This is a genomic window from Peptostreptococcus canis, assembly GCF_014229965.1.
GTDB classification, from domain to species: domain Bacteria; phylum Bacillota; class Clostridia; order Peptostreptococcales; family Peptostreptococcaceae; genus Peptostreptococcus; species Peptostreptococcus canis.
Map to the genome: position 1 here is coordinate 1 of NZ_JABGBW010000016.1, position 19,633 is coordinate 19,633.

18 protein-coding genes and 11 tRNA genes are annotated in these 19,633 nt (G+C 30.4%); 20 read left to right on the top strand and 9 right to left on the bottom strand.

Annotated features, from left to right (window positions below; genetic code table 11):
* Positions 1 to 8: 8 nt before the first annotated feature.
* From HLB29_RS09220 to HLB29_RS09260, 9 genes are all read left to right on the top strand, one after another.
* Positions 9 to 92 (top strand) — tRNA-Leu (locus HLB29_RS09220).
* A 25-nt stretch (positions 93 to 117) separates the two neighbouring features.
* Positions 118 to 191, top strand: a tRNA-Arg gene (locus tag HLB29_RS09225).
* Positions 192 to 205: 14 nt separating this feature from the next.
* A tRNA-Gln gene (locus tag HLB29_RS09230) sits at positions 206 to 281 on the top strand.
* Positions 282 to 308: 27 nt separating this feature from the next.
* Positions 309 to 397, top strand: a tRNA-Ser gene (locus HLB29_RS09235).
* 6 nt (positions 398 to 403) lie between these two features.
* A tRNA-Phe gene (locus HLB29_RS09240) sits at positions 404 to 479 on the top strand.
* Positions 480 to 482: 3 nt separating this feature from the next.
* Positions 483 to 556, top strand: a tRNA-Met gene (locus HLB29_RS09245).
* Positions 557 to 567: 11 nt separating this feature from the next.
* Positions 568 to 640 (top strand) — tRNA-Lys (locus HLB29_RS09250).
* Positions 641 to 651: 11 nt separating this feature from the next.
* A tRNA-Cys gene (locus HLB29_RS09255) sits at positions 652 to 722 on the top strand.
* 61 nt (positions 723 to 783) lie between these two features.
* A tRNA-Arg gene (locus HLB29_RS09260) sits at positions 784 to 857 on the top strand.
* Positions 858 to 1,075: 218 nt separating this feature from the next.
* On the opposite strand, the gene HLB29_RS09265 is transcribed toward HLB29_RS09260, so the two are convergent.
* Positions 1,076 to 1,152 (bottom strand) — tRNA-Arg (locus tag HLB29_RS09265).
* 649 nt (positions 1,153 to 1,801) lie between these two features.
* Entirely contained in the window at positions 1,802 to 2,689 is an 888-nt protein-coding gene (locus tag HLB29_RS09270) for an ROK family protein (protein WP_185624873.1), read from the bottom strand.
* A gap of 193 nt (positions 2,690 to 2,882) precedes the next feature.
* Between HLB29_RS09270 and HLB29_RS09275 the strand changes: the two genes are divergently transcribed.
* The 8 genes from HLB29_RS09275 (at position 2,883) to HLB29_RS09310 (ending at position 12,873) form a co-directional block, all read left to right on the top strand.
* On the top strand, positions 2,883 to 3,884 hold the full coding sequence (locus HLB29_RS09275) for a LacI family DNA-binding transcriptional regulator (RefSeq protein WP_185624874.1): 1,002 nt from the start codon (positions 2,883 to 2,885) through the stop codon (positions 3,882 to 3,884).
* Positions 3,885 to 3,936: 52 nt separating this feature from the next.
* Positions 3,937 to 5,226 carry an ABC transporter substrate-binding protein gene (locus HLB29_RS09280; protein WP_185624875.1) on the top strand — a complete coding sequence of 430 codons (1,290 nt, stop codon included), beginning with the start codon at positions 3,937 to 3,939 and terminating at the stop codon, positions 5,224 to 5,226.
* A gap of 105 nt (positions 5,227 to 5,331) precedes the next feature.
* Positions 5,332 to 6,204, top strand: coding sequence for a carbohydrate ABC transporter permease (locus HLB29_RS09285; RefSeq protein ID WP_185624876.1), 873 nt, complete (start codon positions 5,332 to 5,334; stop codon positions 6,202 to 6,204).
* On the top strand, positions 6,204 to 7,025 hold the full coding sequence (locus tag HLB29_RS09290) for a carbohydrate ABC transporter permease (RefSeq protein ID WP_185624877.1): 822 nt from the start codon (positions 6,204 to 6,206) through the stop codon (positions 7,023 to 7,025). The genes HLB29_RS09285 and HLB29_RS09290 overlap by 1 nt, the downstream gene beginning before the upstream one ends.
* Positions 7,026 to 7,091: 66 nt before the next feature.
* Positions 7,092 to 9,368 (top strand): glycoside hydrolase family 65 protein, encoded by a 2,277-nt coding sequence (locus HLB29_RS09295; RefSeq protein ID WP_185624878.1) that lies wholly within the window; start codon positions 7,092 to 7,094, stop codon positions 9,366 to 9,368.
* Positions 9,369 to 9,380: 12 nt separating this feature from the next.
* A complete protein-coding gene (locus HLB29_RS09300) occupies positions 9,381 to 11,045 on the top strand; it encodes a glycoside hydrolase family 13 protein (RefSeq protein WP_185624879.1) in 1,665 nt (554 codons plus the stop codon).
* 22 nt (positions 11,046 to 11,067) lie between these two features.
* Entirely contained in the window at positions 11,068 to 11,709 is a 642-nt protein-coding gene (gene pgmB / locus HLB29_RS09305) for a beta-phosphoglucomutase (protein WP_185624880.1), read from the top strand.
* A 33-nt stretch (positions 11,710 to 11,742) separates the two neighbouring features.
* On the top strand, positions 11,743 to 12,873 hold the full coding sequence (locus tag HLB29_RS09310; RefSeq protein WP_185624881.1) for an ABC transporter ATP-binding protein: 1,131 nt from the start codon (positions 11,743 to 11,745) through the stop codon (positions 12,871 to 12,873).
* A 131-nt stretch (positions 12,874 to 13,004) separates the two neighbouring features.
* Here the strand turns inward: HLB29_RS09310 and HLB29_RS09315 are convergent, their stop codons facing one another.
* The 4 genes from HLB29_RS09315 to HLB29_RS09330 all read right to left on the bottom strand — a co-directional run bounded on the left by HLB29_RS09315 (position 13,005) and on the right by HLB29_RS09330 (position 15,137).
* Positions 13,005 to 14,057: a M56 family metallopeptidase gene (locus HLB29_RS09315; RefSeq protein ID WP_185624882.1), complete on the bottom strand. Its 1,053-nt coding sequence runs from the start codon at positions 14,055 to 14,057 to the stop codon at positions 13,005 to 13,007.
* Between the two features lie 5 nt (positions 14,058 to 14,062).
* Positions 14,063 to 14,449, bottom strand: coding sequence for a BlaI/MecI/CopY family transcriptional regulator (locus HLB29_RS09320; protein WP_185624883.1), 387 nt, complete (start codon positions 14,447 to 14,449; stop codon positions 14,063 to 14,065).
* Between the two features lie 181 nt (positions 14,450 to 14,630).
* Positions 14,631 to 15,032 (bottom strand): hypothetical protein, encoded by a 402-nt coding sequence (locus HLB29_RS09325; protein ID WP_185624884.1) that lies wholly within the window; start codon positions 15,030 to 15,032, stop codon positions 14,631 to 14,633.
* Positions 15,033 to 15,060: 28 nt separating this feature from the next.
* Positions 15,061 to 15,137 (bottom strand) — tRNA-Arg (locus tag HLB29_RS09330).
* 194 nt (positions 15,138 to 15,331) lie between these two features.
* Between HLB29_RS09330 and pepT the strand changes: the two genes are divergently transcribed.
* A complete protein-coding gene (gene pepT, locus HLB29_RS09335) occupies positions 15,332 to 16,561 on the top strand; it encodes a peptidase T (RefSeq protein ID WP_185624885.1) in 1,230 nt (409 codons plus the stop codon).
* A 10-nt stretch (positions 16,562 to 16,571) separates the two neighbouring features.
* Positions 16,572 to 17,447, top strand: coding sequence for a DMT family transporter (locus tag HLB29_RS09340; protein WP_185624886.1), 876 nt, complete (start codon positions 16,572 to 16,574; stop codon positions 17,445 to 17,447).
* Positions 17,448 to 17,663: 216 nt separating this feature from the next.
* Here the strand turns inward: HLB29_RS09340 and HLB29_RS09345 are convergent, their stop codons facing one another.
* Genes HLB29_RS09345 through HLB29_RS09355 form a run of 3 tightly spaced genes read right to left on the bottom strand, consistent with a single transcriptional unit; the run spans position 17,664 to position 18,360 of the window.
* Entirely contained in the window at positions 17,664 to 17,888 is a 225-nt protein-coding gene (locus tag HLB29_RS09345) for a hypothetical protein (RefSeq protein ID WP_185624887.1), read from the bottom strand.
* On the bottom strand, positions 17,882 to 18,151 hold the full coding sequence (locus tag HLB29_RS09350) for a hypothetical protein (RefSeq protein WP_185624888.1): 270 nt from the start codon (positions 18,149 to 18,151) through the stop codon (positions 17,882 to 17,884). Before HLB29_RS09350 ends, HLB29_RS09345 begins: the two co-directional genes overlap by 7 nt.
* A complete protein-coding gene (locus HLB29_RS09355; protein ID WP_185624889.1) occupies positions 18,115 to 18,360 on the bottom strand; it encodes a cell wall-binding repeat-containing protein in 246 nt (81 codons plus the stop codon). Before HLB29_RS09355 ends, HLB29_RS09350 begins: the two co-directional genes overlap by 37 nt.
* A 369-nt stretch (positions 18,361 to 18,729) precedes the next feature.
* Here HLB29_RS09355 and HLB29_RS09360 point away from each other — a divergent pair, with 369 nt between their 5' ends.
* The gene (locus HLB29_RS09360) at positions 18,730 to 19,224 is read left to right on the top strand and encodes a QueT transporter family protein (protein ID WP_185624890.1); all 495 of its coding nucleotides are present in this window, start codon (positions 18,730 to 18,732) and stop codon (positions 19,222 to 19,224) included.
* Positions 19,225 to 19,633 lie beyond the last annotated feature (409 nt).

Genomic DNA, 19,633 nt, shown 5'->3' on the forward strand with positions numbered 1-19,633 from the left:
ACAAATAAGCGGATGTGGCGGAATTGGCAGACGCACTAGACTTAGGATCTAGCGCCTTTGGCGTGGGGGTTCGACTCCCTTCATCCGCACCAATTGTTTGTAAAATGTAATAATTTTGGGTGCATAGCTCAGCTGGATAGAGCAACGCCCTTCTAAGGCGTGTGTCCGGGGTTCGAATCCCTGTGCGCTCATTTTTAAATAATGTTGGGGATTAGCCAAGTCGGTAAGGCACATGACTTTGACTCATGCATTCGTGGGTTCGAGTCCCGCATCCCCAGCCAATTATTTAATTTTTTTTGCAAAAATACGGAGAGGTGTCCGAGTGGTTTAAGGAGCTGGTCTTGAAAACCAGTGATGCTTAACGGCACCGTGGGTTCGAATCCCACCCTCTCCGCCAGTCTTAGCCTAGATAGCTCAGTCGGTAGAGCAGGGGACTGAAAATCCCCGTGTCGGTGGTTCGATTCCGCCTCTAGGCACCATTTGGCGGTATAGCTTAGTTGGCTAGAGCGTTCGGTTCATACCCGAAAGGTCACAGGTTCAAGTCCTGTTACCGCTACTATTTGATATGGATCATTAGCTCAGCTGGGAGAGCACCTGACTCTTAATCAGGGTGTCCAGGGTTCGAGCCCCTGATGATCCATTTTTTTATATGGCGACATAGCCAAGTGGTAAGGCAGTGGACTGCAACTCCTTGATCTCCAGTTCGAATCTGGATGTCGCCTCTTTTTAGAATATTTATTGAATATGAAAATTATATATGTTATACTTTATGAGTATTAATGTGTGCTCATAGCTCAACTGGATAGAGTACTTGACTACGAATCAAGGGGTTGTGGGTTCGAGTCCCGCTGGGCGCATTATTATAGACCTAAAGCAAATGCTTTAGGTCTTTGTTTTTTTAGGTTTTATAATATATAGCATTGAAAGTAAATTTATATATTTTTATCTCCTTTTAATTATAGTAATTTTATTTATCTCTTTATTTTTTCATTAATTAAGCGATAAATCGTAAAGATTTACTTGTTTTTTACAAATAAAAAAACCCTCAAAATAAAGGGCTACAATATTGTTTTTCTGGCGTCCCCGAGAAGATTCGAACTTCCGACCCCTCGCTTAGGAGGCGAGTGCTCTATCCTGCTGAGCTACGGAGACAATTAATTATATGTAAATTTACTCTATATAAATAATACCATAAAAAATCGGTTCTATCTACTAAAAAATAGAACCGATTTTTTATTTAAAAAAGAAACTGTATGATTTACTGATTTATTATAGTATTTTATAGATGTGTAATTTAGATAGTAAACAATTAGTCGAACATCATTATCATTCTGTAAAGTATATTTTTCTTCAATATTTCTTCATTATGGTTATACTTTTTTGCTAATGTGTTACTTGCAAATAATTTTTTCATTTTATATACCTCCTAAATAATAAAAATATGATATTGTTTGTTATTTATTTATCTCTATAGTTTGATTATATCATTAAAAAAATAAAGGTCAATAGATTTTATAAAAGAAATTTTCAAGTCATTTTTATAATATAATAGATATATTATAAGAATAAAATGGTTAATACTTTATATTTATGTTAATTAAATATTTGATTATAAAAATCATATAAAACTAATTAAATTAATAAAAACTAATCTAAAAATTTTTAAAAGATATTTTATGATGTAATAAAAAAGCTGGTATTTTGAAATTTTAGTAGTCATTTCTTAAAAACCAGCTTTACTATTATATAAAATTAACTTATTTAATATCAGTGTATATTTTTTATCTAAAAAATTAACTTATTAATGTTTATTTAGGAAATTTTTCAAAGCACCAATCATGCCGGCATCATTTTTTAATTTGGCAAATCTTAATTCAGTTCCATCTGATATTACCTTTGGCAAATATTTTTTAATAGCATCTTCTAATCTAGGTTTAAAATAATTTTCTCTTGCCATTATTCCACCACCTAATATAATTATTCCGGGATTGAATATAAAACAAAGATTGGAAATTCCTATCGCCAGATTATTAATCATTTCATCGACTGCATCGATATAGATTTTATTGCCTTTTTCAATTTCCTCAAAAACTATTTTTCCGTTTAATTCTCCATCCTTAAGACCGAGTTTCTTTTCAAGTTTTGAGGTCATTGCAAATGATGAGGCAATATCTTCAAACCTACCGCCGGGAATTAAAGTTTTGCCTATTTCACCTGCACACATGGTATTTCCGGTAATCAACCTATTATCTTTTATTAAGCAAGCTCCGATGCCTGTTCCTATAGTTAACATAGCGACTAGACTTGAGTTTGAATCCATTCCAAACCATAATTCTCCCAGTCCGGCAGCATTTACATCATTTTCTATTTCACATAAAAGACCTGTTTGTTTTTTTATAATTTCTTTTATTTTTATTCCAGTAAAATTAGGTATTAAATGTTCATCAGCAAACATAACGGAACCATTTATAGAATCTATCATTCCTGCACATGATATTGCAACTCCGCTTAAATTATATTTGTCCATGTATTTCTTGGTTATGTCAACTATCTTATCTATAATACCTGGACCACCTTTTATTCTGGCCTCTGAGTCAACACTGTCTTTGATTATTATATTACCATTTTCATCTAAAACACCGAATTTTATATTGGTGCCTCCTATATCAAAACACATATATTTTTTCATCAAACCACCTCTTTTATCTTATTATTAATATGGTTATACCACAAAAAGTTTATTATAAGTATATGATAAATAATAATTTTTTTCAAGAATTTATTCAAAAAAGCTTGCAATCGTTTTTTTATTATGATATATTGTGTTTAAGAAAAAACGAAACCGGTTGCACTAAATTTTAGTTGGTTAGAAAGGAGGACTTATGACAAATAAAAAAAATGTTACTATACAAATGGTGGCAGATAGAGCTGGTGTATCTAAATCAACAGTATCTAGAGTTATAAGTGATTATCCTGACATTAGTGATAAGACAAAGAAAAAAGTCTATCAGGTGATGAGAGATTTAAACTATTATCCAAGTGCTATAGCCAGAAGTTTGGCAAATAAGAAATCAAAAAATGTCGGTTTAGTACTTCCCGCTGATGATGATTTTTTTGAAAATCCTTTTTTTCGTGACAGCTTGAGGGCAATAGCAAAAACTGCAAGCTCAAGAGGATATGATACATTAATTGCTTATAATGGTGATAATGAAACCCTTTCGGTTGAAAGATTGGTAAAAGCGAATAAAGTTGATGGAGTAATAATGATGAGATCTATTATTTCAGATCCGACAATAGAATATCTTAGAGAAAGAAAATTTCCTTTCGTACTTATAGGAAAATCTCTTGATTATAAAGATGTTTATTCTGTTGATACAAACAACTTTGAAGCGGCTAAAAAAATAACTGAAAAACTGGTCAAAAAAGGATGTAAAAAAATCGCTTTTATTGGAGGAAATAAAGAATCTGTCGTTACGATAGACAGATTTAACGGTTATCTTGAATGTATTAAAGATAACAATCTCATTTTTGACGATACTTTGATTCAAAAAAATGAATTTAGAAAATGTGATGGATATTTGTCAATAAAAAGGATACTTGAAAAAAATCCTGATTTGGATGGATTAGTAGTTACAGATGCCATTATATTTAGCGGTGTATTAGAGTATATAGAAAAAATGGGAAAAGGTAATAAAAATCTCAATTTATTTAATATAGTTATTGGCACATTTGGTACTGATAACACTTACAATTCCAAGTTGAATATAGTAAATGTAGATGTTGATTATATGGAACTTGGAAGAGCAAGTTGTGATAAAATTATAAACATACTTGAGGGTAAGGAAGTAAATGAGATTGATATAATCGATTACATTTTAAAGTAATATATTTTTATTTTGTTCTACAAAAGAACGTATTAACTAGGAGGGTTTTAATATGAAGTTTAAGAAAATTTTTAGCTTGGCTTTAGCAGGTGCTCTTTCTGTTGGTTTGCTGGCAGGATGTGGAAAATCTGGTTCAGGCAATTCAGGCAATGGCGATCAAGTTCAATTAGATGTATTTCAATTTAAGGTGGAATTTAAAGATCAGTTTACGAAATTAGCTGATGAATACATGAAGGAAAATCCTAATATTAAGATAAACATAACAACTGTAGGTGGAGGGGGAGATTATGGTGCTGCACTTAAGTCCAAATTCTCTTCTGGAAATGAACCGGCTATATTTAATATAGGTGGTCCTCAAGATGTTAAGGATTGGATGTCTAAACTGGAAGATTTAAGTGCTGAACCATTGGTTAAAGAAGCACTTCCAACTACAGTAGATGGTGTAACAGTAGATGGTAAGGTATATGGTCTTCCGTTCAATCAGGAAGGATATGGTTTTATATACAATAAAGCTGTTTTTGAAAAAGCGGGTATAAAGGCTGACGAATTAACTAACTACACTAAGTTGATGGAAGCAGTTAAAAAACTAGATTCAGATAAATCTAAATTAGGATTAGATGCTGTATTTGCTTTACCTGCAAAAGAAGATTGGGTGACAGGTCTTCATTTATCAAACGTATTTTTATCACCGGAATTTGATGGAAATATAAATAAGACATTTGAAGCTAAGAAAGTAGAATTTAAGTATGCTAAGCAGTTTAAAGATGTATTAGATATGCAGAATAAGTATTCTGTTCAGCCTACTGTAAGCCTTGATTATTCTCAGCAGGTTGAACAATTATTTTCAACAGGAAAAGTTGCTATGATTCAGCAGGGTAACTGGGCATATAATTCAATAGAACAAGTCGATGCAGAACTGGCTAAGAATATTGGAATTTTACCAATACCGGTTGACGGAGTTGCTGAAGGTAAATTACCGGTTGGTATTCCTATGTATTGGGCTGTAAATAGCAACAAGGATGATGCGACTAAAAAAGCTGCAAAAGATTTCTTGAATTGGATCTATACTTCAGAAAAAGGAAAAGAATATGTTATAAATGAATTCAAATTTATACCTGCATATAAAGGATATGACGCATCTAAGATTTCAGATCCACTATCAAAAACTATCTATGAATATGCTGAAAAAGGTAATACTATAAACTGGGTATTTATGGGTTATCCATCAAGCTGGGGACAAAAGACTCTAGGTGCTGATATTCAGAAATATGTGGGTGGAAAAGCAAGCTTTGATGAAATAGTTAAGAGTGCACAAGAAGCTTGGGCTCAGGCTAGAAAGTAATAAACTAAGTTTGTTTACAGTCAAATTGTAAATACGATTTAATAAAAGTGCTGTCTGAGTTGGATTTCAACTGACAGCACTTTGTTTATATTAGGAGGAAATTTTATGAATAGAAAATTGCGACAGAATGGACTGTTCTTTTGGTTATTTATAGCTCCCGTTGTAATTGCATTATTTATGGTTGTAGTAGTTCCGTTATTTTATGGTATTTACTATTCATTTACAAATTGGGACGGTATAAATCCCGCTCAGTTCGAAGGTATTACAAATTATATAAATCTATTGAGTGACAAAGGTTTTGCAAATGCACTTTGGTTTACAACTAAGTTTGCAATAGTTTCTATAGTATTAATAAATGCAGTAGGATTGGGACTTGCTTTATTAGTAACTCAAAAATTAAAGGGAAATAATGTCCTTAGAACAATATTTTTTATGCCGAATTTAATTGGTGGATTAATACTTGGTTTTATCTGGCAGTTTGTTTTTATTTCAGGATTTGATGCACTGGGAAAAGCAATAGGTGTTCAGGCTCTTCAAGGGTGGTTATCTACTACTAAAACCGGTTTTTGGGGTCTTGTTATACTTACTGCATGGCAGATGTCAGGCTATATTATGATAATTTATATAGCTCACCTTGAGAGTATACCGGAAGATTTGATCGAAGCTGCTCAAATAGATGGAGCTAATGTATTTCAAAGATTCAGACACATAGTATTTCCGTTGGTAGCTCCTGCATTTACTGTAAGTATGTTCCTTACTCTATCAAATTCATTTAAATTATATGATCAGAATTTATCTTTAACCGGAGGAGCACCATATAATTCCACACAAATGGTTGCAATGAACATATATAACACGGCATTTTTAGAAAATAAAATGGCATATGCCCAGAGTAAGGCTATAGTATTTTTCATAATAATAGCTATTATATCTCTGACTCAGGTTTACTATAATAAAAAGAGGGAGGTAGAAATGTAATGAAAAGTTCAAATAAAAATAATATATTTTTAGGTTTACTTGGAATAATTCTTGGAATTTTATGGTTAAGTCCATTCTATATGATGGTGGCTAATTCATTTAAAACCAAGAAAGAAATATTTCAATCTCCATTGAAATTGCCAGAAGGATTTCATCTGGATAACTATAGACAAGCAGCTGAAAATTTAAATTTCGGACATACATTTTTAAATTCATTAATTATAACAGTGGTAAGTGTTTTAATAATTATTATATTCTCTTCAATGGCAGCATATGCTTTATCAAGAGTAAAATCAAAGGTAAGCACAGTAATATTCTTTGTTTTTGTTGCAGCCATGTTAATACCGTTTCAGGCAGTAATGATACCATTGGTATCTTTATTTGGAAAACTGGGAATGTTGAATAGACCTGGAATAATATTTTTATATCTTGGATTTGGTTCGAGTTTATCTATTTTCCTGTATCATGGTACGATAAACACATTACCAAAATCATTGGATGAAGCTGCTATAATAGATGGATGTAATAGATTTCAAGTATTTTGGTATATAATATTCCCTATATTAAAACCTATTACTGTAACAGTGGCTATATTAAATACAATTTGGATATGGAATGATTATTTATTACCATCTCTTGTAATAAATCAGACTGGAAAGGAAACTATACCACTAAAGATGTTCTTCTTCTTTGGAGAATATACTAAACAGTGGCATTTGGCACTTGCAGGTCTAACATTAGCTATAATACCGGTAATTATATTCTATTTTATAGCTCAAAAACATATTATAAAGGGAATAACAGCAGGTTCTGTAAAATAATAATATCCTGCTCGATTCTCAATTTTGAGAATAAAAACAAAAGATACTAAAAATAGAGGAGGAATTATGAGATTCGAATACGATGAATTCAAAATAATCGAGAATGGCTTTGAAAAGAAAGATTTTAGGCTATCTGAAAGTATAATGTCCATAGGAAATGAATATATGGGCATGAGGGGAAATTTTGAAGAAAAATATTCGGGAGATTCACATAAAGGTATTTACTTAGGAGGTATCTGGTTTCCGGATAAAACAAGAGTAGGCTGGTGGAAAAATGGATATCCTGAATATTTTGGAAAGATGATAAATTCACCGAATTTCATAGGATTAGATGTGAAGATTGATGGTGAGTATATAGATCTTTACAAGGATGAAGTAGTATCTTTTGTTAGAGAATTAGATATGAAAAACGGGGTACTAAATAGATATTTTACCATCAGGAAAAATAACAAAAATTTTGAAATGAGAGTACAAAGATTTGTAAGTATAGATACAAAAGAAATTTGTGCAATTAATTATGAGGTAAAGGCTATTGATTCAAAAGCTTTTATAGAATTTTTCCCCTATATAGATGCCGATATTGTAAATGAAGATTCTAACTATGAAGAAAAATTTTGGGAAGTATTAGATAAAAATGCGGATGAAAATAATGGGTATATACTATCAAAAACAATTCCAAATGAGTTCGGAATTGATAGATTTTCAATATGCAACTATATGATTTCTAATTTTGAAGGCAAATTAAATAAATCCAAAATTTGTAATAAATATGTAGAATGTAGTTTTTCAAAGAACATTGAAAAAGGTGAGGTTGCAAAAATAGAAAAAATAGTGGCCGTAACTACATCACGAGATTATGAAGAAAATGAACTGGTAGAAGTTGCTAGAGATATTGCTCAAAAAAATGCGTATTATGGATATGAAAAATTATACGATAATCATTCAAGGAAATGGAGAGAAAGATGGGATAAGGCCGATGTTGTAATAAAAAACAATCCCAAATTACAACAAGGAATAAGATATAATATATTCCAATTATTTTCTACCTATTATGGTGAAGATTTAAGATTAAATATAGGACCAAAAGGTTTTACCGGTGAAAAGTATGGGGGCGCGACATATTGGGATACGGAAGCCTATATAATACCAATGTATTTGTCAGTAGCACCTCAAGAAGTGACTAAAAATCTGCTTTTATATAGATATAATCAATTAGAAGAAGCGTATCATAATGCCAAACAACAGGGGTTAAAAGGGGCTCTTTATCCTATGGTTACATTTACAGGCGTTGAGTGTCATAATGAATGGGAAATAACATTTGAAGAAATCCATAGAAATGGTGCAATAGCTTACGCTATATATAATTATGTGAATTATACCGGTGATTATGATTATATAACAGATTATGGAATAGATGTACTTGTGGGGATAAGTAGATTTTGGGCCGATAGAGTACATTATAATAATAGAAAAAAATGCTATATGATTCATGGTGTAACTGGTCCAAATGAATATGAAAATAATGTAAACAATAATTGGTATACAAATTTAATTGCCGTATGGACTCTGGAATATACTATATCGATAATTAGAAAAATAAGCGACTATAAAATGGCTGAAAAGTTGAAAAGACTCGAAATTAGTTTGGATGAAATTAATAAATGGCAAGGTATCATAGACAATATTTATCTTCCATACGATGATGAGTTGGGAATTTTTGTTCAACATGATACTTTTCTAGATAAGGAAATCATAAAAGTAGAAGAACTGGATAAATCTATTCTTCCACTGAATCAAAATTGGTCATGGGATAGAATTTTAAGATCTTGCTTCATTAAACAGGCAGATGTGTTGCAAGGAATATATTTATTCAATGATAAATATACATTTGAAGAGAAAAAGAAAAATTATGAGTTTTATGAACCATTAACTGTTCATGAATCCAGTTTATCTGCTTGTATTCATTCAATATTAGCCTGTGAAATAGGTCTTGAAGATAAAGCAGTAAATATGTATGAAAGAACATCCAGACTGGATTTGGATAACTATAATAATGATACACAGGATGGCCTTCACATAACCAGCATGTCGGGAAGTTGGCTATCAATAGTCCAAGGTTTTGCAGGAATGAGAACATATGATGAGAAGCTATCTTTTAAACCTCTGGTACCAAAAGGATGGAATGGATATAGTTTCAATATTAATTATAGAGGAAGATTAATAAATGTAGATACTACAAATGAATCGGTAAAATTTACATTAAAATCCGGAAAACCAATTTTTATAGAAGTATATGATGAAAAATTTGATTTAAAAAACGAAGCAATTATCGGCTTAAGATAGAAAGGAATAAGTATGGAGTGGTGGAAAAAATCGGTAGTTTATCAAGTATATCCTAGGAGTTTTAATGATGCTAATGGCGATGGTATAGGAGATATAAAAGGTATTACTGAAAAGTTGGATTATCTTAATGATTTAGGAATAGACGTTATATGGCTTAGTCCGGTATTTGAATCTCCACAAGATGATAATGGGTATGATATAAGCGATTATAGAAAGATATGGAGTACATTTGGTACAAATGAAGATATGTATGAGTTAATAGAAGAGGCTCATAAAAGAAATATAAAAATAGTTATGGATTTAGTAGTAAATCATAGTAGTGACGAACATTTCTGGTTTAAGGAAAGTAAAAAATCCAAAGAAAATCCATATAGAGATTATTATTTTTGGAGAGATGAAAAAAATAATTGGGGATCTTACTTTAGCGGTTCAGCATGGGAATATGATGAAGCAACAGAACAGTACTATCTTCATCTTTTCACAAAAAAACAACCGGATTTAAATTGGGAAAATCCTAAATTGAGAAATGAAATATGGGATATGATGAAGTTTTGGATGGAAAAAGGAGTAGATGGTTGGAGGTTAGATGTAATTAGTTCAATTTCCAAGTTTACAGATTTTCCTAACTATGATGAATCGATGGGGAAATATCCAATAGGAAAATATCATTCAAATGGACCTAGACTTCATGAGTATCTTCATGAAATGTATACGGAAGTTTTATCTAAATATGATTGTATGACAGTCGGTGAAGCACCTGGTTCCACTATTGATAATGCATTGCTTTTCTGTGGTAAGGACAGAGAGGAGCTTAATATGATATTCACTTTTGATCATATGGATTTGGATAAAGTGCCTAATAGTGATATTGGAAAATGGGATGTAAAAGAGCTAGATTTAGTAGACTTAAAAGACAATTTTAAATTATGGCAAAATGGTTTGTATAACAAGGGTTGGAATTCTCTGTATTTTGAAAATCATGATCAACCCAGAGTAATATCTAGATGGGGAAATGATAAGGAATATAGAGTAGAATGTGCAAAGATGTTTGGAACCATACTTCATATGATGCAGGGAACTCCTTATATATATCAGGGTGAAGAGATCGGTATGATAAATGCGCATTATGATATTGAAGAATATGACGATGTCGAAATAAAAAATGCGTATAAAGATCTAGTATTAGATAGAAAAATAATGTCAAAAGAAAAATTTATGAATGCCGTATATAAGATTGGTAGAGATAATGCACGAACTCCAATTCAGTGGGATTCAACGGAAAATGCCGGGTTTACAACTGGAAAACCATGGTTAAAAATAAATCCGAGGTACGATGAGATAAATGTTGAAAAGGCATTGAAAGACGAAAATTCTATATTCTATTATTATAAAAAACTTATAGCATTAAGACATGAAGATGATTTAATTACTGAAGCAAGTTTTGATTTAATAGATAGAGAAAATAAAAATATATTTTCTTATGAAAGAAAAATAGGAGAAAAAAGTCTTATTGTTGTAGCAAATTTCTATGAAAAAGAAATCGACTTTACGTTGCCAAATAAATTTGATATTAGCAAATATAGCTTAATTTTATCAAACTATGAAGGTTTTATTCACAATGAGAATATTATTAGTTTAAGACCTTTTGAGGCAATTATACTAAAGAATTATAAATAGTCAAAGAGGAGAAAATTTTATTATGATAAGAGGAATAATTTTCGATTTAGATGGTGTAATAACTGATACGGCAAAATTCCATTATGCTGCATGGAAGTCACTGGCTTCTGAATTGGGAATTGAAATAGACGAAAAATTTAATGAAAAATTAAAAGGGATATCTAGAATAGAGTCATTGGAAAAAATATTGGATTATGGCGGGATAAGAGAAAAATATTCTGATGATGAAATAAACTCCTTAGCACAAAAGAAAAACGAAGAGTATAAAAAACTATTAAAAAGTTTAGATAGAAAAGATATATTGCCCGGAATATCAGAATTTATTGATGAATTAAGAGAAAATAATATTAAAATAGGTTTAGCTTCAGTATCTAAAAATGCACCTATAATACTTGAAAAACTTGGACTAATGGAGAAGATAGATTTTATAGCCGATCCTTCTAAGGTTGAAAAAGGTAAGCCGGCCCCGGATATATTTATAGAAGCTGCTAGAGGCATAGGTATAGAGATAGAAGAAGTAATTGGAATAGAAGATTCTGATGCGGGAGTAAAGGCTATGAAAAATTGTAAAATGAAAAGTATAGGAATAGGTGTAGAAGCTGACATAAGTCTATCTTGTACTTCCGAGTTAAGTTTAGACCTAATAAAGAAGTTCAATAAGTAAAAACTATATTATTTAAATGAAAGGTGTGAAATTATGGCAAAAGTACAATTAAAAGATATATGTAAATCTTATGATAATGGATTTAATGCGGTAAAAAATGTAAATATAGATATAGAAGACAAAGAATTTATAGTATTAGTAGGACCATCAGGCTGCGGTAAATCTACAACTTTAAGAATGATAGCCGGGCTTGAAGAGATCAGTAGTGGTACATTGACTATAGATGATAAAGTGGTAAATAATGTCGAACCTAAAGATAGAGATATAGCCATGGTTTTTCAAAATTATGCCCTTTATCCTCATATGACGGTTTACGATAATATGTCTTTTGCTCTTAAACTTAGAAAAATGAACAAGTCCGAAATAGATAAAAAGGTAAGAGAAGCAGCAGAAATACTTCAATTAGAGGATTTACTTGACAGAAAACCAAAAGCCCTTTCAGGAGGACAAAGACAGAGAGTTGCTTTAGGTAGATCTATAGTTAGAAACCCAAAAGTTTTTCTTATGGATGAGCCTTTGTCAAATCTTGATGCGAAATTGAGAACGGAAATGAGAGCTCAGATTTCTAAGTTACATAAAGATTTAGGGGCAACTTTCATATACGTAACTCATGATCAGGTAGAAGCTATGACTATGGGAGATAGAATTGTCGTAATGAAAGATGGTATAGTACAACAGATAAATAAGCCGAAAGTTCTTTATGATAATCCTGTCAATAAATTTGTTGCTAGTTTTATAGGTAGCCCTCAAATGAATTTTTTAAATGTGGAACTTTTAGAAGAGGGAAAAGATGTAGTAGCTAAGTTGGAAGGAAAAGATCTTAAATTTGTTATTCCAGGAGGAAAAGCGGTTTTCTTGAAAGAAAAAGGATATATTGGTAAAAAAGTTGTTTTAGGAATAAGACCTGAAGATATACACAGAGAAAAAGTATTTTTGGATATGTCACAAGAAAGTATGTTTGAAGCAACTGTAATAATTAGAGAATTGATGGGTTCAGAAATTTTTGCTTATATTGAATTATTGGGAAATGAGATGATTGCTAAATTCGATGGAAGAAATGACGTTAATCCCGGAGATAAATTAAAATTAGCATTAGATATGAATAGAGTACATTTCTTTGATTTGGAGACAGAAGAAAATATACTTTTTACGGAAAATAAATAGAAAAAAATTATAAAAAATAAATTTGAATATATATAAAAAGGCTAGTCTATGAGAAGTATTTTTCTCAATTTACGGACTAGCCTTTACAAACTATTATTTTTTCAAGAATCAATATTTACTATTATACTTAATTATTTATTATGTAAAAAAATATTAAGTATATCAAAAGTATTGCGGTTAGCAAGTATATTTAAGTCAATGTCAATTTTAGTTGCACTAATTTCTGTTTTTTCACTAGGAAAAGCATCAACTCTGTAGAAAATTGAAACCGCAAAGATAAATGAAGAAAGTACAACAAGTAATTTTTTATTTCTTTTTAAACATCTGTCTTCATTTTTGAAATGATAATCCAATATAGTTTTAACACGAACTTCCGCAGAATTTCTTCTTGCGTTAAACGATAATGCAACGGACTGCTTAAAATTACGTTCCTTATATCCAACTCCTTTAAGTAGTAAATAGAGATATTCAGCTATTTCTATATCCGGATAATCATTTATTACACATAGGTCAGTTTGGATTTCGAGTGATAACAGTAGTTTATTGTGTATATACCAGACAATCGGATTCCACCAATATACAATATTCACTATATCAGTTATTATTTTCAAAAATATATGATTATTTTTATAATGTTCTAATTCATGAGATAACACATATCTTATACCTTCTTTAGATAAATCAAAAGGAAGTACTATTACAGAGTTTTTATATCCGAATAAAAAAGGACCTTGTTTTGTGTTAAATTGAATAACTTTAGGTATTCTTTCTATATTCTTCTTATGGCAAATATCAACCAGGGTTTCATTTATGAAAGAATCTTTTGTATTAGGAACCATATTCAAAACTCTACCCAGTATTATAAATTTAATTATATATCTAATAAAAAGTATTGTCGAAGTCATTATCCATATATAAAAAAGTGCTTCTCCAAATGTAAGGTTTTTAGCTACTTCTAATAAAAATATATTTACTATAAATGGTAGTACTTTTGTTTCCCCAATTGTTTTTGTGAAAGAAAAAGAATATGGAAAAATAAACCTGGTACCAATAATTAGTAATAGAATAAGTATGGGTATACCTTTTTTATATTTTAATGCTACAGGATCTGTAACCACAGGTATCAGTAATAATAGACATATACAACATATTAGACAATTTAAGATTATAAATATCGGAGTCATAATAATTACCCCCTGTTTTTATACTTATTTAATACTTCTTCCAGTTCATCCAAGATGCTTTCATCTTCTGATTTTATAAGGTTGTCAACAAAATTCAATGCAGAAAAATTAAAAGCGGTTTTTTTCATAGCATTAAATTGATCTGCAGCATATTCTTCTGCACTAATTACATATCTATAGCTTCTGGATAATGTTTTTCCACTATATACTACATCTGCTACTTCAATATATCCTTTTTCAAGCAGATTACGAAGTACGCCTTGTACAGTATAGTGACTCAAACCATCACTGGCTTCAGTAACACCAAGACCAGTAAGTGGCTTATCAACTTTCCATAAAACTGACATTACATCTTCTTCACGAGCGCTAAGTTTTGGTAATTCTCCTCTCATAAACTCACCTCCTTAGATATACTATTTTTTAAATTATTGTCAAAGTAATATGACTTATTTTTTATATCATATATCAATAATGATTATAATCATTATATAAATTTTTATAGATAAAGTCAATTAAAATTTATTGTATTAAAATCAAAATATTAATATTTCATACATTAAAAAAACAAGCGGATTAATCCACCTGTTTCATCATTCTTTTTAGTATATCGAGTTCTAATTTTTTCATGGTAATATCGATATTTGCTATAACTACTACTAAATATATAATATTTTCAATTTCATCCCATTTATACGCCATAGATGATTGAATTGTATACTTAGGGAAGAACTTCAGGAAGTTCTTAGTTTTCAGTTCCGCTTTGCCAAAATATTCATTTACAGAGTCATCGTCACCCCAATTAAACTCGGAATCTGCATCTATTTTTTTGACGGGAATAGAAAGTTTAAAAGACATCACATCTTCGCGTTTTGTAGCTTTTGTAAGGTCTGTAATTACTTTGAAATCTGTTTCTTTATTAATTATATCTTTTATTTCGTCACTATTTATTAAATCATCTCTAAATATTACATACATAGTTATACCTCTTGCTATTAATGAAAAATGGCGCGCCTAGTAGGATTTGAACCCACAACTCACAGATCCGAAGTCTGCAGCTCTATCCAGTTGAGCTATAGGCGCAAAATATAATAATAATTATTATATCATAAATAATGGCATACCATAAAGAATAATTAAAAATTTATTTTAACCAATATTGATTGAATTGAAAATTTAAAAGATTTATTCTTTATTATAGAGAATAATACAGAAAAGTACAAAAATAAGTGTTATAATATTAGATGAAATTAAATTAAGATTTATTGGAGGTTATCATGCGAGAAAAGGTTTTATCAAGATTTTTAAATTATGTTTCAATCGATACTCAGTCCGATCCAAACTCTGAGACTTGTCCTTCTACTGAAAAACAATTTGATTTGGCTAAGGTGCTGGTTAAAGAACTGGAAGAATTGGGATTAGTTGATATATCTTTGGATGAAAGATGTTATTTAATGGCGAAATTGCCTGCAAACACTGAAGGTATTAGTCCGATTGGATTTATTGCACATATGGATACAAGTCCGGATATATCAGGTAAGGATGTTAAACCGAGAATTATAGAAAATTATGATGGAAAAGATATAGTTTTAAATAAAGAAAAAGGAATAGTAACTTCCGTTGCAGATTATCCTGAAATTGAGAGATTTAAGGGACAAACATTAATAGTAACTGATGGTAATACACTATTGGGGGCAGATGACAAAGCCGGTATAGCTGAGATATTGACAGGAATTGAATACTTAATCAATCATCCGGAAATAAAACATGGTGATATCATGGTGGGATTCACTCCGGATGAAGAAATAGGAAGAGGCGCAGATTTCTTTGACGTTGAAAAATTTGGTGCAAAATATGCATATACTTTTGATGGTGGAGAAATAGGTGAACTGGAATATGAAAACTTTAATGCAGCATCTGCAATAGTTAAGATTCAGGGAAGAAATGTTCATCCGGGATTTGCCAAAAATAAAATGATAAATTCTATTTATATAGCATCCGAAGTTATGAGTGCATTTCCAATTTGTGAAAGACCTGAAACAACTGAAGAGTATGAAGGTTTTTATCATCTAAATAATATGGATGGAAATGCAGATGAGACAACAATGGTATATATTATTCGTGATCACGATAGAGAAATTTTTGAAAAGAGAAAAGAGTTTTTTGCCAAGACAATCGATATTTTATCAAAGAAATATGACGGAAGAATATCAGTTGATATAAAAGATAGCTACTATAACATGAGAGAAATTGTTGAAAAGAGTATGTTTGTGGTAGATATAGCCGTAGATTCAATGAAAGACATAGGTGTTGAACCGAATGTAATACCTATTAGAGGCGGAACAGACGGAGCCAGATTATCATTTATGGGTCTTCCTTGTCCGAATCTTTTTGCCGGCGGTGTAAATTTCCATGGTAGAAACGAATTAGTGAGTATAGAAGCATTAGAGGCGGGGGCTAAACTATTAGTCAGAATAGCCGAGAAATATGCTGAGTTGGGAAAATAGGATATAAAAGATGAATAAAAAGTTAAAGATAAATTTACTGTGTTTTTTTACAGTTGTATTTTGGTCTTTGGCATTTCCTTTTTCTAAAGTTGCATTGGGGCATTTTTCTCCAAATACGCTTGGTTTTCTGAGAGTATGTATAGCTTCTATAGCCCTCTCTATTATAGGAAGATTGACAGGTGGCAGACTACCTAAGAAAAAAGATTTGGGATGGTTTTTACTATCCGGTGCTTGTGGATTTGGAATATACCTGTTTGCTTTTAATAGGGGAATGCAGACATTAACATCGGCATCATCCAGTATAGTAATAGCTATCACTCCGGTTTTAACGGCATTAGTAGCCAATTATTTATATAAAGAAAAAATAAATATAATAGGATGGATCACCCTGATTACCGCATTTTTGGGTGTCGCCGTTATGATGTTATGGGATGGAGTTTTGTCAATAAACAATGGTATATTTTGGACATTAGGTGCTTCAGTAGTATTTTGTATGTATAATATACTTAACAGGAAGCTCTCCATGATGGGTTATAAAGCTATTGAAATAGTAAATTACAGTATGATTTCATCAGTATTGGTATTATCTCCATTTTCTATAGATGGAATCAAAGAACTTACAACATCTGATACTTATTATGTTTTTGTATTATTGATGTTAGGAACTTTAAGCAATGCCTTGGCATATTATTTGTGGAGCAAGGCGCTGACATTGACCGATAATACAAGTGATGTGACAAATTATAGCTTTCTCACTCCATTTGTAGCAACATTGATGGGTTCTCTTGTTTTGGAAGAAGTCCCGGGGATGGGTACTTTAGTGGGTGGAGCCATAATTATTACAAGTATTATTATATTTAGCAAAAAAGGTAAAGTTAGAGGATAATATTTACTTGGTATATGTAAATTTCAATGAAAGTTTCTTGTATAAAAAAGACCTGATTCATAAGTCATTATACCTACTAATCAGGTCTTTTTTAATTAAATGAGATTATGATAATCTATAAATATTAATTTATAATTTCAATTTCTGATATTATATCTACCACAGCTTCAATGGCAGATTTTATGGAATAAGTGGCTCCTGAAGTGACATCTTGAATTATTTTTTATCATTAGGTTTGTCATTTTCTTCTGATTTAATATTATCATTTTGATTAGGAGTTGAATTTGGTTTGGATTTTGGAGTATCAGGTTTATTATTGATTATTTGTAGTATACTTTCAGGAAGTGTAGTTGTTACTCCTACCAAAAACACATTTGAAACCTTATTATTTTCTATATATTCTTTAACATCTTTTCTTAGTTGATTTCCGTTATTTAGCAAATTAGGTATGTTTTTATCAGATTTCCCTTTACCATATTAATACTTCGAGTAGTTTTCAATGATGTTTCAAATCTATTTGCACTACTTATTCTTTCTATTTTATAATTTTTTGCCAACAGATCAAATAAAGATTTGCTAACGAAACTGTCTCCTCTTATTAATTTTATTTCTTTTATACCAAGTTTTTTTAATTCGTTCGAAATAGAATGCGGTATTTGGTTCTTTATCACCAATAAAAAAGGTGCTTTATATTTAGTTGCCAAAGCTCCACTGGATAATTTTCACCTGATATAATAACGGCAACATCTGATTTTTCAAAAGATTTTTTACTTATTTCAGCACAAGTTTCATACCTGTCTTTTCCTCTTATTTTTGATACTTTGTTTGAATCAGCATAAGAAATATTAGCAGGCATCCCTATGTTACTTATAATAATTGTGCTTGTTACAAATAAACTCAATCCCTTTTTCATTTAATAACCTTCTTAAATTATTATTGTACTATGTCCCATCAAATAAATTATCAATAAGTTATTTAGGAAAGTTTATAAATCTATTTATATATGTATAAATTTAATTAGTTAATTTATTTAAAATAACTTTTATGTTTTTGTTTATGTTTTATATTGACAACATAGCTTTTTACTCCTATAATTGATAGAGTTAAGAATTAAATTGATAATAGAGTTTTCTTGGTACCCTCTCTAAAAAACAAGGATGTGATTTTTATTCGTATAATTTTGCATTCTCCCTTGGGTGAATGCAATTTTTTTATAGAAATCCTCGAGGCTTATTTCCATGAAAATTTCTATTGAATAATGAATTATTCAGGAGGAATTAAAATGAATTTTAAAATTAGTGTAAAATCAATGGTCATACAATCAATGGTGGCCGCAATCTATGCAGTTATAACTTGGGCGATACCTTCACTCTCATACGGACCGATACAGTTTAGAATATCAGAGGTCATGACTCTTTTAGCTTTCTTTAACCCACAATATATAATAGGATTAACCGTCGGATGTGCATTATCTAATATTTTTTCATCATTAGGAATGATAGATATTATAGTTGGTACTTTTGCATCTTTTTTGGCAGCATTTGTCATGAGTAAAATAAAAAATATATGGATAGCATCTTTAATGCCGGCGCTTTCCGCAATAATAATAGGGGCTGAAATAGTATTTGTATCTCCGGAACCAATATCGTATTATGTAATTACTACTCAGATTGCAATATCGGAATTTATAATAGTAACATTAGTAGGTGTTCCATTATTTAAAATACTTTCAAAAAATAAAAAATTTAAAGAAAATATACTTGAATTGAAACAATAACTATAAAAAATACTTTTTAAATGCTTTTATAAATATAAAGATTTAAAAGCTGCCTATATAAACATTGAGATATATGTATTTATAGGCAGTTTTTAATAGTGTAAAATCCAAATTAAAGATTGTTTTTAAATAAAAAAATAAAAAAACTATTGACATATTATTTATATTAGAGTATAGTATTACTTGTCTTTAAAATAGATATAAAAATTTAGAAAATAATAAATAAAAAATTTCTGAATAAATTAAAGAAAAAATCTTGACTTTTATATAAAAAGGTGTTAAGATGATAAAGTCGCTGAATAAGTGACATAATGAACTTTGAAAATTGAACAGCAGGTTAATTCAATAAGCTTTTTAAGCAAATTGATTAATCGTTTAAATAATAATAAGACTATGTAAGTTTTGTTAG